Annotated in this window: 13 protein-coding genes; 2 read left to right on the top strand and 11 right to left on the bottom strand. The window is 51.1% G+C overall.

What is annotated here, in order from left to right; translation table 11 throughout:
- Window positions 1-20: 20 nt before the first annotated feature.
- From ilvB to H9I36_RS01285, 7 genes are all read right to left on the bottom strand, one after another.
- Window positions 21-1,724 (bottom strand): biosynthetic-type acetolactate synthase large subunit, encoded by a 1,704-nt coding sequence (gene ilvB / locus H9I36_RS01315; RefSeq protein ID WP_187383582.1) that lies wholly within the window; start codon window positions 1,722-1,724, stop codon window positions 21-23.
- Window positions 1,725-1,815: 91 nt separating this feature from the next.
- Complete coding sequence (ilvD, locus tag H9I36_RS01310; protein WP_187383581.1) at window positions 1,816-3,495, bottom strand: dihydroxy-acid dehydratase; 1,680 nt, start codon at window positions 3,493-3,495, stop codon at window positions 1,816-1,818.
- Window positions 3,496-3,705: 210 nt separating this feature from the next.
- Window positions 3,706-4,026 carry a type II toxin-antitoxin system PemK/MazF family toxin gene (locus H9I36_RS01305; RefSeq protein ID WP_255422628.1) on the bottom strand — a complete coding sequence of 107 codons (321 nt, stop codon included), beginning with the start codon at window positions 4,024-4,026 and terminating at the stop codon, window positions 3,706-3,708.
- Entirely contained in the window at window positions 4,016-4,225 is a 210-nt protein-coding gene (locus tag H9I36_RS01300) for a hypothetical protein (protein ID WP_187383579.1), read from the bottom strand. The genes H9I36_RS01305 and H9I36_RS01300 overlap by 11 nt, the downstream gene beginning before the upstream one ends.
- A gap of 82 nt (window positions 4,226-4,307) precedes the next feature.
- The gene (locus H9I36_RS01295) at window positions 4,308-6,443 is read right to left on the bottom strand and encodes a leucine-rich repeat domain-containing protein (RefSeq protein WP_187383578.1); all 2,136 of its coding nucleotides are present in this window, start codon (window positions 6,441-6,443) and stop codon (window positions 4,308-4,310) included.
- 129 nt (window positions 6,444-6,572) lie between these two features.
- Window positions 6,573-7,835 carry a zinc-binding dehydrogenase gene (locus H9I36_RS01290; protein ID WP_187383691.1) on the bottom strand — a complete coding sequence of 421 codons (1,263 nt, stop codon included), beginning with the start codon at window positions 7,833-7,835 and terminating at the stop codon, window positions 6,573-6,575.
- Between the two features lie 181 nt (window positions 7,836-8,016).
- Window positions 8,017-9,900, bottom strand: a complete 1,884-nt coding sequence (locus H9I36_RS01285) for a hypothetical protein (RefSeq protein ID WP_187383577.1) — start codon at window positions 9,898-9,900, stop codon at window positions 8,017-8,019.
- A gap of 387 nt (window positions 9,901-10,287) precedes the next feature.
- Here H9I36_RS01285 and H9I36_RS01280 point away from each other — a divergent pair, with 387 nt between their 5' ends.
- Together H9I36_RS01280 and feoB are read left to right on the top strand one after the other, a co-directional pair.
- A complete protein-coding gene (locus H9I36_RS01280; protein WP_187383576.1) occupies window positions 10,288-10,512 on the top strand; it encodes a FeoA family protein in 225 nt (74 codons plus the stop codon).
- 2 nt (window positions 10,513-10,514) lie between these two features.
- Window positions 10,515-12,365: a ferrous iron transporter B gene (gene feoB / locus H9I36_RS01275; protein ID WP_187383575.1), complete on the top strand. Its 1,851-nt coding sequence runs from the start codon at window positions 10,515-10,517 to the stop codon at window positions 12,363-12,365.
- A 57-nt stretch (window positions 12,366-12,422) separates the two neighbouring features.
- Here the strand turns inward: feoB and H9I36_RS01270 are convergent, their stop codons facing one another.
- The 4 genes from H9I36_RS01270 to H9I36_RS01255 form a co-directional block, all read right to left on the bottom strand.
- Window positions 12,423-13,232, bottom strand: coding sequence for a FecR family protein (locus tag H9I36_RS01270; RefSeq protein WP_187383574.1), 810 nt, complete (start codon window positions 13,230-13,232; stop codon window positions 12,423-12,425).
- A gap of 55 nt (window positions 13,233-13,287) precedes the next feature.
- On the bottom strand, window positions 13,288-14,436 hold the full coding sequence (locus H9I36_RS01265) for a hypothetical protein (RefSeq protein WP_187383573.1): 1,149 nt from the start codon (window positions 14,434-14,436) through the stop codon (window positions 13,288-13,290).
- The gene (locus H9I36_RS01260) at window positions 14,433-14,885 is read right to left on the bottom strand and encodes a hypothetical protein (protein WP_187383572.1); all 453 of its coding nucleotides are present in this window, start codon (window positions 14,883-14,885) and stop codon (window positions 14,433-14,435) included. Before H9I36_RS01260 ends, H9I36_RS01265 begins: the two co-directional genes overlap by 4 nt.
- Before the next feature lie 146 nt (window positions 14,886-15,031).
- A complete protein-coding gene (locus H9I36_RS01255; RefSeq protein ID WP_187383571.1) occupies window positions 15,032-16,327 on the bottom strand; it encodes a hypothetical protein in 1,296 nt (431 codons plus the stop codon).
- Between the last annotated feature and the right edge of the window lie 564 nt (window positions 16,328-16,891).

The raw sequence follows: 16,891 nt of genomic DNA, 5'->3' as shown, positions 1-16,891 counted from the left end.
TGCGGCTTAAAATGCGGCTCTTACAGGTCGATATCCATCATAATGCGGTCGACGGATTTTCCGGGCGGAATCATCGGAAGTACCATTTCGTCTTTGTCGATCGCAGCGTCGATTACAGCAGGCTTTCCGGAAGCGAGTGCCGCATCGAAAGCTTTTTTGAATTCCGCTTCATCGGTAACGCGGACGCCTGTCACTCCGTAGGCATCGGCGAGCTTTACGAAATCGGGGGCGAAATCGAGCGTCGTCGCGCTGTAGCGCTTTTCGTAAAAGAGCGTCTGCCATTGGCGGACGTTTCCGAGCGCGCCGTTATTGAAAATGATAATGATGATCGGAAGACCGTAATGGCTTATCGTCGCAAGTTCGTTGCAGTTCATGCGGAACGAACCGTCGCCGGCAAAATGTACGACGGTTTTATCGGGGTTCGCAAATTGCGCGCCGATCGCCGCTCCCGTGCCGAAGCCCATCGTCCCCAATCCACCCGACGTAAGAAAGGTACGCGGTTTTTCGAAATGATAAAAGAGCGCCGTCCACATTTGATGCTGCCCCACTTCGGTCGTGACAATCGTATCGGAAGGAACTCTACCGTTGACATATTCGAAAATCGCTTTCGGAGAAAGCTTACCGCTTTGCTTCCAACTCGGCGGAACTTCGGCTTTCCATTCGTCTATCTTCGCATTCCACTCGGATGCTTTCCTTTTTTCGACGAGGGGCAAAAGACGCGAAAGCGCATCTTTGATGCTGCCGACAAGGGAATCGTCGACTGCGATGTTTTTGTTCACTTCTGCGGGATCCACGTCGATCTGCACGATCTTCGCCTTTCCTGCAAATCTCTTGGGATCGCCTATGACGCGATCGCTGAAACGCGTGCCTATCGCAAGCAGGAGATCGCATTTATCGACAGCCGTATTCGACGCCTTCGTCCCGTGCATACCGATCATGCCGGTCGAAAGCGCGTGCGTGTTCGGAAAAGCGGACTTTCCCATAAGACTCATCGAAACGGGGATCTGCGCTTTTTCGGCGAGTGCTTTGAGCTCTTCGCACGCATCCGATATGAGGACTCCGCCTCCCGCGTAGATAAAGGGCCGCTCCGACGCATTGATGAGGGAGGCGAGTTTATTGATTTTTTCGTCGGGGATGTCACATACTTTCATAATGCGGTGCAGACTCGCTTTGCGCTTTGCGAACTGCGCGTCGAGCGGTGCCGGAACATAATCGCAGGAAGCTGCCGTGACGTCTTTCGGAATATCGATGAGTACGGGACCCGGGCGCCCCGTCTTTGCGATAAAAAACGCTTCGCGTATCGTGTCGGCAAGCTGTCCGACATCGCGCACGATAAAATTATGCTTCGTGATCGGCATCGTTACACCCGTGATATCGATTTCCTGAAAACTGTCTTTGCCGAGCAGGGGCGCTATGACGTTGCACGTGATCGCGACCATGGGAACGGAGTCCATATACGCCGTCGCGATACCCGTAACGAGGTTCGTCGCGCCCGGCCCGCTTGTCGCCATGACGACGCCGACTTTACCGCTCGAACGCGCATAACCGTCGGCTGCGTGAGAAGCGCCCTGTTCGTGAGCGGTGAGGATATGGCGGAGGCGTTTTTCGTTTTTATACAGTTCGTCGTAGATATTGAGGATCGCTCCTCCGGGGTAACCGAAAACGGTATCGACTCCCTGTTCGATAAGACATTCTACAACGATTTGCGCACCGGTATATTTCATGGATCATCCTCTTGCTAAATATTAATAATAAATAATTTATCATACAGCACGCGCGGTGCCGTCAAAAAAGCACGCAGGCGCACACAAAGGGTCACTGTAAAATCGCGCCTTTGTCGGCGGACGACACGAGTTTCGCATAGCGGACAAGGTATCCCTCCGTTGCTTTCGGAGACGGTGCCTTCCATGCAGCCTTTCGCTTTTGAAGTTCTTCGTCGCTCACTTCGAGCGTGATCGTGTACGCGTTTATGTCAAGCGTGATTTTGTCGCCTTCGTGTACGAGGGCTATGGGCCCGCCGACGGCCGCTTCGGGAGAGCAGTGTCCGAGAGAGGCGCCGCGCGTTGCGCCGCTGAAGCGCCCGTCCGTGATGAGGGCGACGTCTTTATCGAGATCCTGTCCCGCAAGAGCTGCGGTAACGGCGAGCATCTCTCGCATGCCCGGCCCGCCTTTCGGCCCTTCGTAACGGATGACAACGACATCGCCCGGTTTGATCTCACGCTTTTGCACCGCCGCCATCGCGTCCTTTTCGTCGTCGAATACGCGGGCAGGTCCCGTGTGCTTCATCAATTCTTTTGCACAGGCGCTCCGCTTTACGACCGTACCGTCAGGCGCGAGATTGCCGAACAAAACCGCAATGCCGCCGTTGGGCGAAAAAGGATTTTCGATCGGTCGAATAACCGAAGTATTTCTGTTTACGGCGTTTCTAATATTTTCGGCGATCGTCTTTCCGGTAACCGTGATCAAATCGGTTTTTATCAATTGTTTTTTTGCAAGCTCGGCGAGTACCGCTTCAACGCCGCCGGCGTCGTCGAGTTCGTTCATAAACGTGTGACCGGCCGGAGCGAGGTGACAGAGGTTCGGGGTTACTTCGCTGATATCGTTTATCATGTGCAGATCGATTGCGACGCCCGCTTCGTGCGCGATCGCCGGAACATGGAGCACCGTATTGCTCGAACAGCCGAGCGCCATATCCGCCGTAAGCGCGTTTCGAAACGAATCGGGTGTCATCATGGAACGCGCGGTGATCCCCTTGTCAAACATTTCCATAACCTGCATACCCGCCCGTTTTGCCAGGGCTATGCGCCGCCCGGTTACCGCGGGAATCGTCCCGTTTCCGGGAAGACCGAGACCGAGCACTTCGGTGAGACAGTTCATGCTGTTCGCCGTAAACATACCCGAGCACGCGCCGCAGCCGGGACAGGCGCGCTCTTCGAGCTCTTTGAGCTGCGCTTCGTCGATCTTTCCCGCAGCGACGGCACCGACGGCTTCAAACATATCGCTTAAACTCAAACCCTTTGCCGCGTAGGGGTTCGAAGAATTCGCAACGTGACCGGGCATCATAGGTCCGCCTGAAACGACGACGGTCGGGAGATTTAAGCGGGCGGCAGCCATGAGCATGCCGGGAACGATTTTATCGCAGTTCGGGATGAGCACGAGCGCGTCGAATTGGTGCGCTTTCGCGACGCATTCGATCGAATCGGCGATAAGCTCGCGTGTCACGAGGGAGTATTTCATCCCTTCGTGCCCCATCGCGATGCCGTCGCATACGCCGATCGCCGGAAATTCTATAGGCGTACCGCCTGCCATGCGGATGCCCGCTTTTGCAGCTTCGGCGATGCGATCGAGTTCGAAATGACCCGGAATGATTTCGTTTTTCGCGCAACACACGCCGACGAGCGGGCGGCCGAGTTCTTCGTCCGTATATCCCATCGCATAAAACAGTGAACGGTGCGGCGCACGTTCTATACCTTTCTTTGCATTATCGCTTTTCATCTGTGCCATTGTAAACCTCTGTCGGTCAAAATCAAGATACCCCGACGCATGAATAAAATATGGGTCTATCCTAATCCATCGAGGCGATGTTCGTCAAGCGATTTTTGAATAAATATTTCAGCTCTACAGTTATAATTAATTTACGATGGAACAAGTATTCGGGCTACATACAGCTTCGCCTATTGCAATTTTCACACGTGTAAAAAGCTTTTAACAAATAAAATCATTGACTGCCCGAACGAGATTTTTATACATGATATCGGAAATCGCAGATATTTTTTTAATAAAGCAAAATTTATTTACGGCGCCGATAAGATGAATAACCGCAACGCAATCTTTCGGCAATGCAGTGTCGACTTTTGAAAAAAATACATTCGGCTTATATTCTGCCGCGGCAAGATTCGCAGTAAGGGGAACAACTACGACAGTATTTAAATCGGATTCATTTTGCATAACAATTACAGGGCGTCTGTATGCCGCTAAACTGCCGACAGGGATACCGAAATCGACCCACCATATCTCACCACGCATCATTTTTCAATTCACTCCACATAGAATTCATAACGGATTCAGATACGTTTCGTTCCATTTCGGCATAATTATTTATACTATGCGATTCGGAAGTTTTCGTTTTCAGATTTTCAAGCATTTTTTCCATCAATACAATAGTTTGATCATAAGAGAGGGATAAAACCTGCTGTACAAAATCTGCAAATACGATTTCAGACAATATTATACCTCCTGCTCATATAGCGCCTCTGGAAATTCGATAAGTTTACAACGATGCCCGACGGCAAAACGGTGTTCGGAATTTATGCCGAATAATCGTCCTGCAGTATCAGTTTAATAAGCTTCGCTTCGGGATTTCCCGCGCGCTCGTTCGTGCATTCGATTTGATCCCGCTCAAGGCTGATCCCCGCAAGCGATGCAAAACGGCGCGCATCTTCGGAAAGCAGCGACATCTTCGATGCGCTGCACGCATACACCGTGTTGCGCTCGGCGATAAAGCCGGTAAACATGTGTGCGAACTCATCGTCGCCGAAGGGAAGTCCGTAATACATAAAAATCTTCGAATATTTGTGAATCGCCGCGATCCGACGCGAGCAGCTTTCAAGCGCTTTCGAAAAATGCCCGTTTCCGGAAGCGTCGAGCACGAGTCCTTCGGCAAACACGTAGAGGCTGTCGTTCCAATCGCTTTTGCCGCCCGCATTCGAAAGGCTTATGCATTCGTATTTTTTTGCCGCATCACCGATACGTTTCAAAAGCGAATCGCCCGATCGGGAATGCTCGTGCTCCTGCGCGCTCGCCGAAACCGTTATGTCGGCCGGCGTATTCTGCCGCAGGATATCGCTTTCCGCAACGAGCATATTGAGCTCGTCCTGAGAAATAGGCTTAAAACCGTCGTCGGCAGTCCGCACGTTTTCCGATTTGACTTCGGAAGCCTTTTTAAAAATTTCATCGACACTTGATTGATTGATACTCGGCATCGTTTTTGTCTCCATCACATCACTTGATTCTTTATTATTAAATTTACAAATCTCAATTTCATCCGGCATCGCTCCGCCGTTAAAATTAATAATTTCTTCTTCCTCTTTTCCGCTATCGTCGTTTTCTCCTGCCGATTCAGGAGTATGCTGCAATTCCGCTTCGTCCCTATCCGGCGCACCGGCTGCCACTTCGACCGTATCGAGCCGCCTATTTTCATCGGGCTCTTCCGATTCATCGACCGATATGCCCGCGGCGGCTTCAGCCGTTTCGGTTCGGCGATTTTCCGCAGTATCGGAATTATCGTTTTTTTTCGATAATATTGCAACCGGTTCTTTTGCGTCGGATTCGCCGATCGTTTCGGCGGAAAAAGCCGCATCGCTTGCAGCCGGATTCAGGACGGCATTTTCGACGGTCGTTTCGTCCGCTTGGTCTTCGGCAAGATCGGGAACGGAGTTTTCCGCCCATCCGTGATCGTCCGATTTTTCCGCGGCGGCGTTATCTGTTGTATCGTCGTCATTTTCAACGATGGAAGAGTCATCGGTTATATCGCGGATTGTTTCGACGGTGGAAGAAACCGCATAGGTTGCATCGCCGATTTTTTCGCCGCCGCTTGCTTCATCTTTACGTAAATCCGCTTGTCCGTCGCCGACATCAGAACCGCCGCTTTCCTTACCGACATTCCGATTATCGATTTCGTCGTTCGCTTCGTCTTTACGCGACTCCGCTTCGTTCGCCGCTTTTCGCGCATCCGCTTCGTACCGGTCGATTTCGGAAAGGTCTTCCTTTTCAAGCTTGCCGGAAGGCTCTTCATCTTCGTCCGTTTTAATCAATTTCGCTGCAGTCTTTTCAAAATCGCAGGGGCGGAGAACGACGACGTCGCCGTCTTTTTCGCGACGATACAGACAGCCGTCCTTTTCATCGACGTAAAAGACATCGTTATCTTCCGAGATTCGAATATGACGAAGCGACGAGCAGCCGGCAAACGCGCCCGCTTCGAGCGTTTTGAGCGAAGAAGGCAATACGAGTGCGGCAAGTTTCGTACAGTCCGCAGCTGCCCCGCTTTTGATCCGTTCCACCGAGTCGGGAATAACGAGCGATACGAGCGAGGTACAATACGAAAAGACGTCTTCCGAAAGCTCCGTCAGACCGGCGCGGAACGGGATCGATTTTAACGATGCACAGCCGGAAAACGCAGCCCTGCCGATCGAATCGACTTCGGGCGGCATAATAATTTTTTCAAGAGAAGCGCAGCCTTCAAAGAGCCGATCGGGAAGATAGCGCAGAGAAGACGAAAGCTTTATCCGTTTGAGTGCAGCGCAGCCGGAAAAAAGAGAGGAGGGTATGTCGGTAACGGAATCGGGGACATCGACGGATTCGATGCCTTCGTCTGAAACAAAGGAAATAACTGCAGTACGGTCATCCGAAAGCAACAGTCCGCTTCTGTGAAAACCAGTGCGCATATCGGCATCATAACCCGAATAGCGAATTTTGTAAATTATGCGCTCAAAGAGATGTGCAATCAAAGAGAAGACGGCAAAATCTTTGTACTTAGCGTCGGAATCGTTTCGTACGACAAGCACTGCAATCGTTCAGCGTTCATTGTTCCAATTGGCAAGCAGATATTTTTCCGCCTCCGCATTCCACAGTCCTTTATGAGCGTCTACGATATCGGCAAGCTGTCCGAAACGGGAGTCGCCCTCTCCGAGAGAGCGGAAATCCTCGATCGCGGTCAAGGGGAGATCGAGATGCGTATAGATCAGTTTTTTACCGCCCGGTATTTTCGGAAGCTCAAGCGTCGTCTGTACAGCGCTTGCAAGACCGCCTATATGCGTAACCATCACTGCAGGCTCGAGCTTTCCTTCTTCCGTCATACGCAGCGATTCTATCATATCGCTTACATTGCCGCCGGTCGTCCCGATAACGTGTGTTGCATTATAGTGGATGTCGTAAAAATTTATATCGGCAGAAAATTGTTTATCTGTCGGACCTGCGAAAAAATTCAAACAACCGTCACGCCCCAAAACGGCGGAGCTCAGTGTCAGAACCGAAGCAACCGGTGCAAAACAAAATACATCGTCGAAACCTTCCGGCGCATAGCGTTTAAGCCGGCCTACAGGATCCGGGCTGTCGTTTGTGTTTATTATTTCGACCTGCACGCCGAGTTTTTTCATTTCGGCTTCGGGGAAAATTTTCTTTGCGCGCGCTATGCGTTTTTCATCGATATCGGTAAGCACGATGAGCGACGGCCGTCTGTCGCAGTGGACGGCATACATCAATGCACCGAGCCCCATGGGGCCTGCCGCGGCGAGCAGCGCGAGCTTGCCGCCTTTTTTGATCCCCATTTCGTGAGCATATACTCCCATCTGCGTATGAAAACACGCGTGAAAAGCGCCTATACAGCACGACATCGGTTCCGCAAGAGACGCTTCGAAATATGCGTCCCCTTTATATTCGAGCAGACAATCAAGTTCCATGACTTCGTGCGGCAAAATGCAGTACGTCGCATCGCCCCCGCAAAATTCATAGGAATATCCCGGCGACCACATTTCACCCTTATAGTTGAGCGCCGGCTGGATCGTAAACTTCATACCGGGTTTAAAACGGGACGTATACTTTGCGCCGACTTCTATGATATCGCCCGCAAACTCATGCCCGACTATCGCCGGATGATCGGCCACATCGGCATGTACGCGCTTGTGCTTCGTTCCGAGTATGGCGCACTTATAGCTCGACATGCATATACTGTCGGAAACCACTTTTACGAGGATTTCATCGTCTTTAATGGGAGGAAGTTCAAACGTATCGAGACGTAAATCATTTGCTCCGTGTATACGAACCGCTTTTGCCAGCATTTCCAAACCTCTTTATGAATCAAAATAATTTTCGTTTCGATAATTATAAATGTAATTTCGCCGAATCGCAACGGCAGAGCATACTCGCTTGAAATGTATACACGGCCGGTCGCATCGCTTGCGCCGAGCGTAAAGCTGTCTTTTTCGCTTTCGGCGAAAAGATAGCACACGCCGGTATCGACTAACCGTTACTGATGAGACGCAGGATGTACAGCTGCACGTACATAAACAGCGACTCCTGTTCCGTGATCTTTTGCATATTCGGCGTTTTAATAAGAGATTCCGCAAGACTCCGCACGCGCTCGACCGTAAACGTCTGAGCCGAAATCGTATGGATAACTCTGCGCATATAGCCGCGGATCAGGGAATTGACGTCTTCGGTGAGCTGGCGATGGGCATCCGGCGATATCAGTTTATTCCACTGTTTGCAGTACGAATCGAGTTCGCGGTCTACCGTCGAGCCTTCGGGAACAAGATCGTTTTCAACCGTTTTTGCAGCCTGTATGATCGCTTCGCGCTTGGTTGCGGGGCGGATATTTTTGTTCGTCGAACGGGTATCTTTCACTTCTTCTTCGACGTTTTTCTTTTTCGAACCGCGCATAAAAAATCCGATGATTTGCGAAACGACCGGAATGGAATACCAAAACGGCAAAAGTATTTTCGCATTGGAAAGCACCGTCGCATTTCCGATCATAAGCAGCTCGGCGTAGGGTAAAAGCCGTCCGTTCGAAAAGAGACGGAAGTTTCCTCCGCTCACGCTGTTTTGCAGTTCGATATCGAGCAGAGTCAAAAAGTTGGCGTTGAGCAGTGCATACAAAACAGGGGATGTTTTTTCAACCTGCGTTTTAAGCACCGACTCGAAACGCTGCCTGTCATGCATTTCGGGAAGCTTTTCAAAATTTTCGAGTGCCTTATGCCATTTATTCGTGAGATTCTGCTTTATGACGCTGTGCGCTTCGTTGCACAATCGTATGATCAGCGGAAATACTTTCGACTTATATACAAAATATCTCGTACCCGAATCGATCTTAAAGACGAGCAGGCGCGGCAGCTCACCGTCCTTGCTTTCGGTTGTAAGCCGCTCAAGAAATTTTTTCAAATCGTCGTCGGTGTAGCGGTTGCCGAGCGGCATACCCTTCGGATCGGTCATCTTGACGATCGCGCTCATCGGATAAAAATACGGCGGCTTATCGAGCGCGGCTTCGAGCAATTGGAGCGCCTCGTCTTTTTGCTGCTGTTCCTGCACTTCGCTTTTGAGCATCAAAAGATGCAATTCCGCGATCGAAACCGCCTGCAGGAGATTCGCGTCTTCAAGCGTCGTATCTTTTACCTTTTCAAAATCCTGTCTGATAAAATAACAGAGCTGGCTCCACGAATAAAAGGAGTTCGCAGACGATTCCAACAGCTGCGATGCGCTGTCCTGCTTCGTAACAAACTGCTCAAAAAAAGTTTTTATGGAAATCTCTTTTCCGGGATTCGCGTTGCGGAGTTTTTTCAAAAAATAATCGTGATACTCTTCTTTTTTGAGCATCGTACGGATTTTGGAAAGCGCCGCATCGATGAGCATCTGTATCGGCACACATTCGGGGAACAGAATGGAAGGCACGTTTCGCGGCAGCTGCACGACATAGAGCTTCGGCGATTTTAAATCCTGCTTCGCAAAAAACGACGTAAGCAGATCGGACGCCGATCTTTTTTCCAGCGCGTCCGATGAAAGCTGTTTCGGTAAATCCGTCAGCGTCGGAAAAGGGACGGCAGGATTGAACGCAAGCTCTTTATAGCGCTGCGCAAACCTGACCGTATAGTACATGATGACGATGATGATCTGCTTGTCGCCGTCCCGCTCCAGCATAGCTACGAGGTGCTTTGCTTCAAGCTTTTGCAGCTCCGCGATAACCGTATCTTCCGTATTACCGAGGTAGCACACCAAGCCGGGTTCTTCTTCGATATAATGTTCCGCGTATTTTTTTATATAATCGCAAAAATCGCGAAGATTGACAAATGCGGAATTTTGTTTATTCGCGTACGAACGGAGAAGCGTACCGAAATTCGTTATCACCGGCATAATTTTCAGTATACCAGAGAAGTCCGTTTTCGGCAACACGATTTGTTGAAATCTCGCTGAAATTCTGCATCGATACTGAAAAGCGAAATGATCCGAAGGGGGAAGTCTCCCCCTCGCTCCAAAGTCCTCGCGCTTCGCGCTCCGGTCTTTTTTGCTGCCCCCACTGCGGGGACACCCCGCAACGCCCCGTATTGTGACTTTTCCATCGCGCGGATCTTATTACAAAATAGCTTTTTACGGCATCGACTACGGTAAAATAATCATAGGATAAAATTTCTGTGGCGTAATACGGAAACCTGTGCTATAGTTATATTAGCCTAGGCTATCTTTTTGGTTGCGCATACCGAACGCGTTTCTAAAAATTGCGGGAGATATAACGGAGGTGCTATGTCGCTGAGCGAAACGAAGGAAGGCTTTTCCGGAACGATAACCGATATCGCAGGAGACGCGCATTTTATCGGAAGGGTTACGTCGATGGGGCTTACGGTCGGCTGCCCCCTCACCGTCGTGAGGCACGAAAAAAAACAGCCCATACTCATCGAAGCGCGCGACACGCTCATCGCGATCAGCTGCGGCGATCTCGGTAAAATTTTCGTAGAAGCGGAGAACTGATCATGGCAAAGACAATCGCATTGCTCGGACAGCCGAATTCCGGAAAATCCACGCTGTATAACGGCCTTACGGGTTCGCACCAGCACGTCGGCAACTGGCCCGGAAAAACGGTAGAACAAAAAGAAGGCTATTTCACTATCGACGGAGAGCGCTGTACTGTCGCCGATCTTCCGGGAAGCTATTCCCTTTCGGCGGGCTCACAGGAAGAGGAGATCACACGAGACTACATCGCATCCGGTAAAGCCGACATCGTCTGCGTCCTCGCCGACGCCTCTCAGCTCAGGCGCAATCTCTACATGCTCGCAGACTTCGCACCGATGCGCGTGCCGGCCGTTTTAATTCTCAATATGATGGATGTCGCAAAACTGCAGGGAAAATCGATCGACACGGCACTCCTTTCAAAACGGCTCGGCATCACCGTCGTTCCCTTTGTCGCCGCCGACAGAAAAAAATATCCCGAACTGAAAGGTATCCTCCGAAACGAATTTAATAATCCGAAAAAAATCGATACGGAAAAACTCGACGCTCTGTGCAGCAGTGCAAAAAGCGAAATGGAACTTGCAAACGCCCGCTTTCAATGGATCGAAGCGCTGCTCGACGGCGTCGTCTCGGGCGAAAAAAAGCGCGCAGCGCTTTCAAAAGCCGACCGCATCTTTACGAGCCGCCGCTGGGGAAAGCCGTTTTCAGTCGCGCTCATGCTGCTCGCTTTCGTCGCGTCGATGATCATGGCCATACCGCTCATGGGGCTCGGTTCCCTTATTCCGAGTTTCGCTTCTCCACTTCTCCATCGCCTCATGCAGGCCGGACACGCGGCTCCTTTTTTGGAATCGCTCGCTGCCGATTTGATTCCGAACGTCGTGTACTTTGCCGCCGCGATGGCGGGTTTCGTCGTCGGCGTAACGTTTACGTTTACGGCGCTCGAAGAAACGGGATTTTTGGCGCGCATTTCCTACGCTTTCGACGGAACGATGACAAAGCTCGGTCTGCAGGGAAAAAGCATCTGCCCCATGCTCATGGGTTTGGGCTGCACGATCGGAGGAGCCGCAGGCGCGCGCGTCATCGACAATTGGGGTCAGCGCATACTGACGATTATGCTTACGTGGGCGGTACCCTGCGCCGCCATAGCGACCGTCATGCCGACGCTTGCGACGATTTTTTTCGGCGCGGACGGCATCCTCGTCATGCTCGGCATCTATGCGTATATGTTTTTTATGATATTCATCACGGCAAAGATTTTCGGCAACAAGCTTTCGCCCGCCGCAGAGCGTACCGGTATGCTCATGGAACTTCCGCCGTACCACCGGCCAAGATGGGCAAACGTGCTCTATACGTCGTTCGCAAAATCGTGGGATATCTTTAAGCGTGCGCTTCGCGTCATATTTTTGATTTCGGTGATTTTTTGGGCGCTTTCGTTTTCATCGACGGGACGCGCGGAAAACAGCATCATCTATCGATTCGGCACGTACATCGAGCCCGTCACGCGCGTTTTCGGATTGGGCTGGCAGACTTTTATCGCCTTTCTCGCTTCCGCCGTTTCAAAAGAAGCGGTACTCGGAGTATTGAATTCGCTCTATGTCGGAACGGGCGATGTTATGACGGCGACTTTTTTGTCGAAAACCGCCGGTGCGTCAAGCGGAAACCTCGCATCCGTTTTACCCGGAGCGATTTCAAAAGCGGAAGCGCTCGCCTTTATGTTCGCCGTTTCGTTCAACGTGCCCTGCCTCATGGCCGTTACGGCGACATATCGCGAAACGCATTCGCTCAAATGGACGGCATCGATCGCGTTTTACTATATCGCAAGCGCGCTCGTCCTGTCGTTCATCGTATATCACATCGCGGTTTTATTACTGTAGGGCATCTCGAAAATAATCTTTAGCGATTTTTTCGAGATGCTGACGATGCTTTCCGCGTCAGTCCTTGAACGAAACGCGTACTTTGATCGTGGCGGTATTTTTCGCTATGACTTCGCTCGCGGCGCCGGCGCCGGCGGAGCCTGCCGCACCCGTGCCGACACTTTCGGTTTCGACCGGCGTACTGACCGTAGCGGCTACTTGGGAAGCGGCTGCCGATGCGGACTGAGCGGGACTCGAACTCATACCGTCGGAAGTGAACGCGACGGCCTGCCCTTGCAGCACGACGACGGCTCCGGCGGGAGCTGCGGGTGCTATATCGGTTGCGGGCGTTGCGGCGTTCGATTCGCCTTCAGACGGAACTTCGCTTACAGCCGGTGCATCGTATAAACGAGCGCTGTAGGTGACGACGGCGCCGTCCGCACAGGAAATGGCACCGTCCCCTGCGAAATCGAATTCGGTACCGCGCACGGAAGCGACCGCAACGGGATTGCGCACGGTGTAATTTACGCGGCGGTTTTCAGTTTTTTGCACTGTAGATTTTACCGCACCCGTATTCAAATAGAGGGCGACCGTATCGCTTTTTTCGCCTTCGGCGAGCTTTTCGAGCGTAACGCGCGTCAAAGCGCCGATCTGCAGTACCGAACCCTGATAACGGAGCAGGGCTTTGGATTTAAATCCCGTCGAAATGATTTCTCCTTCAGAAACCGTATCGTTTGCGGAAAGCGGAACCCACTTACCGCCCCGCTCCACTTCCACTTTACCTTCCGCAGAGACGACGGTCGCCGAAGCCGCGCACAGCGGAAGCGCAATACAGAGCGCTGCAAATGCAACGCAAATCGATTTTTTGATCATCGTAACGCAATTCATAAACAACCTCCTGTTGTCAATATTTATCGTTATAACATGAAGACACTCATTTCGATTAAAAAACAAATGTTCCACCGAGCGAAAAACAGATTTTATCGTTCTCTTTGTCTTTGCCTATATATTGATATATGCTCGAGGAAAGCTGCAGATCGTGGAAAATATTCCACATTCCGTCGATCCGCCATTGAAAGCCGTTGTACGAAACACTTTCAGGACATGCGAACACGAGTGCGAGAGAAGATGCGACGTAGATATTCGACAAAAAGGTGTACGAACCCGAGAGCATCGCTTTGATCTTGCTGCCGTATTCGGTAGTGAAGCCCGCGGTTTCAGACGCAAGCACCGCAGTCTGCGACGAAAAACCCCGAAACGCATCAAATCCTCCGTTATTGCCGGAAGCGTATACGCCGGAAAATCCGACGGACGCTTCTTTGACCGGATAAAACGACAGCGACAATTTAATAAGATTGGAAATCGTACTCATGTTTTCCGTACCGAGCGTCGTCGATGCGGAATAAAACAGATTGCTCAAAATCGGGCCGGAAAACATCAATGTGCCGTACAGCCGATGATAGTCGTCGCCGGAAAAATCGATAAAGTTCCATTCTTCGATTGTCATATCCTGATTTAAAAACAAGGACGGAATGTTCACCGAAAAACCGAGCGGAATGTACGAAGGACCTAACACGTAGGCGGCGGATGCATCTTCGGTTTTGACCGTCGTATCGGAAAAGTGCCGGAGGATGACGACGTCGTGGCTGTTGAGCAGCCGCGTTATGCCGAGGTAGGTACTCGCCGAAACGCGCGGTATGGAATATTTCGCATAGACGCCGTCGTTCATCTGACTGAAAATGATGCCCGTTGCATCGCTCAGCGAAAAGCGGCCGGCGCCGAATTCGAACATACCGGTTTTACCGGCGTGAAAGGTTCCCGTCAATTTGAGCAGATTGATATCAATGATATTTTTAACGACGTCGCCGTCTTGATCGTAGCGGAACTCATACGAAGCGTCGGCGCCGAAGCGCAGCTGTTCGTTGATCGGCGTCGTAAGCCACGCATGGGCTCCAAGACTTTCATTCCAAAAAAGCGAACCGGCTTTTTTCCCTTGATATTTCGTCGTCGTGTTGAATTTACCGCCCCAGTCCAACGCTGACAGCGGCACAAGTATAAACGCGGCAAAGGCCGCACATAAAATCTTTTTCATTCCGCGCCTCCGTATTTCCGCAAACACGCGGTATAGATATTCAATACGTCGCTGCCCGACACCTTTTTCCACGGATCGGCGGTCGCAGGAAGGATGCCGTCCGTTTTAAACTGACGAAACGCATAGCGTGCGGAACATTTGGTCAAGCGGTACATGAGCCCGCCTTTGATATCCCACAGTTTCGCCATAAGCCGCGAGAGCTCCTCCAGCCTCACCGTTCCGTTGACATCGGCACCGCCGACAGCCTGCCCCCGCTCTATGAGTGCGCTCAGCGCATCGTCGTATGAAGCGTTTTCATCGACAAAGCCCTGATACACGGCCGAAAGATAGCACACTTGCCCGTACGTCGCTTTATCCGCGGCGAGGAGCTCGGTAACAAAATCCGCGCGCTGGGCATATGCCGTGACGCACAGCACGAAGACAACCGGCAAAATACACAATTTTTTCATTTGCATCTCCTCTCACTTTATTACAGCATCTCTACATGCACATTCTCTGCGTTCGCGCCGCCTGTGCCGCACCCCGCAATAAAAACCGTACGACCTTTGCGGCAGCACGCTCAATCGTACGACTCCTTCGTTCGGATAAAGCACGCTCAATCGCGAGCTTCCAGCACCCACGAATTTCCGTCCTTACGTTTCCACCGTGCGGTAAAGGAATGGTGTCCTGAATATACAACTTTTACTTCGTCGTCAAAAAAGTCAGGTATCTGCGTATTAGCGCCCGAATCGTCTCGCAAGATCGGATACGTTTGCATATCGGCTTTCGCGTGTTCTTCCGCTTCGGTAGGACTGGAATCTCGATACTCCACTATCACCTTTCCGACCTCATCGACAAGCGGTCTTACGATGACAATCTTTCCGTTTTGTCCCGGCAAAAACGAATAAGCATCAAGTTGAATTTTCGTTTCGCCTTCAAGCGTTACCGCTCCGCCGAGCCGCAGCTCTCCACCCTGATTCACTTGAACAGAAGCAAGGAAATGAGGATTCGGCTCGGTACCCTCGATACGCACATCGGTAAACGAAAGGTATCTGCCTTCGGAAACCGAAAAGTCTTTCGCTTTCAGTTCGCAGCGCTTTCCCGAAATCGAATCGAAATCGACGGAATGATCTACGCCGTTGCCGCTCGTAGAAATCGACGGCAAAGCGCTTATGCCGGAAACGTCGATATTTTCCATCAATATGATGACACCCGCTTTGCCCGGCGGTAAACCCTTTACAGCGCCCAAAGCACCCGTCATATTACCGCCGTGACTCCCGTAAAAGTGCGTCGGCTTATACGGCGTACTTTCTTGCGGTAAGCTCGCTCCGTTTTGCGTCGCAAAACAGACGGGCACAGTTCCATCCCTTTTGAGCGTAACGGAAATCTCGTTTTCTCCCGTATCGGGCGTATAAAAATTATCGGTAAAAGAGGGTTTCGCTCCATACTGATTTAGGACGGAATCGGGCGAAATCCCGTAAAAAACGGTATGCTCCGTTTTTGCGGAAGTCGTATACGTGACGAGAATGCATACGAAGCACTTCGTCTTCGCTGGTATGCGCTGAAAAAAGAGCGGCTGCGGCTGCGATAGATCGGCTCCCTTCCGCGATACGGCTTGAATGATCCCCCTATAATCCTGCACTTCGTGGAGACTCAGCGGATCGCTGCGCTTAGTGACAATATTGTTGATCTCGGCAGGATCGGCATCTTCACCGAACAAAAAGCCGTAGATCGACCAGGGTCCTTCCGCGCCTCCGGCTGCCGCCCTTGCAGGAGACGAAGCGCTTTGCGGCGCTAACGGGGGAACCGTAAAGGCGATGCCCTCCGTTTCTCTGCCGCCGAACACATCGCTGCAGGACAAAAAGACGAGACCGAAAAAAATCGCCGCAGCGGCAAAAATCGCTTTTTTCATAACGCTCACTCCTCCGTACATACCGTGCTCACCGCCCGCCGGTGAAACGATCGAAAACGGTATATCGTACGGTTCGATTCCTTATTTTATCAAAAAGGAAACCATCCGATAGCAGTATATCATAAATAATAAATAAAAACAACTTTTTCATACGGTTTTATCAAGAGCATGGAAATCAATTTTCAATGAGTAATTGTTAATGTGTAATGGGTAATTATTTGGAAAAGAGACACGATACGGCATGTGCCGTACATTGCGCGAAGTTCCCCGCGCAACCTTGCAACGAGCACGAAGTGCGAAGTTCCCCGCGCAGGAAACGATGTTTCCGTTTATTTTTACAAAAAACCGCGTAATTTATAGCTTTGCAGGCGATATATAGGTCGAAAGTCGAGTTTCGAAAGTATTTCTAAATAAAGTTATGCTTTCGGCGAGAACTTCGTTCGCTGCGCTCACTACCGAGTTTGCTCTGCAAACTCGCCGTGTATGCCGCGGTCGAGCTTTTAGGGTAGGCTTCCGCAAGCCTAACGCTCGAAACGGCACGCAGCCGGAACCTCGCCTCCGCAT

The organism is Treponema sp. Marseille-Q4130 (assembly GCF_014334325.1).
Classification (GTDB): Bacteria; Spirochaetota; Spirochaetia; order Treponematales; family Treponemataceae; genus Treponema_D.
This window is presented reverse-complemented; position numbering and strand designations above follow the sequence as displayed.

Bases quoted from the DNA above. Each gene is read 5' to 3' on its own strand.
- H9I36_RS01290 (WP_187383691.1), bottom strand. From the start codon at position 7,835: ATGCTGGCAAAAGCGGTTCGTATACACGGAGCAAATGATTTACGTCTC.
- H9I36_RS01280 (WP_187383576.1), top strand. From the start codon at position 10,288: ATGTCGCTGAGCGAAACGAAGGAAGGCTTTTCCGGAACGATAACCGAT.
- H9I36_RS01285 (WP_187383577.1), bottom strand. From the start codon at position 9,900: ATGCCGGTGATAACGAATTTCGGTACGCTTCTCCGTTCGTACGCGAAT.
- ilvD (WP_187383581.1), bottom strand. From the start codon at position 3,495: ATGAAAAGCGATAATGCAAAGAAAGGTATAGAACGTGCGCCGCACCGT.
- H9I36_RS01260 (WP_187383572.1), bottom strand. From the start codon at position 14,885: ATGAAAAAATTGTGTATTTTGCCGGTTGTCTTCGTGCTGTGCGTCACG.
- ilvB (WP_187383582.1), bottom strand. From the start codon at position 1,724: ATGAAATATACCGGTGCGCAAATCGTTGTAGAATGTCTTATCGAACAG.
- H9I36_RS01265 (WP_187383573.1), bottom strand. From the start codon at position 14,436: ATGAAAAAGATTTTATGTGCGGCCTTTGCCGCGTTTATACTTGTGCCG.
- H9I36_RS01295 (WP_187383578.1), bottom strand. From the start codon at position 6,443: ATGCGCACTGGTTTTCACAGAAGCGGACTGTTGCTTTCGGATGACCGT.
- H9I36_RS01255 (WP_187383571.1), bottom strand. From the start codon at position 16,327: ATGAAAAAAGCGATTTTTGCCGCTGCGGCGATTTTTTTCGGTCTCGTC.
- H9I36_RS01270 (WP_187383574.1), bottom strand. From the start codon at position 13,232: ATGAATTGCGTTACGATGATCAAAAAATCGATTTGCGTTGCATTTGCA.
- feoB (WP_187383575.1), top strand. From the start codon at position 10,515: ATGGCAAAGACAATCGCATTGCTCGGACAGCCGAATTCCGGAAAATCC.
- H9I36_RS01305 (WP_255422628.1), bottom strand. From the start codon at position 4,026: ATGCGTGGTGAGATATGGTGGGTCGATTTCGGTATCCCTGTCGGCAGT.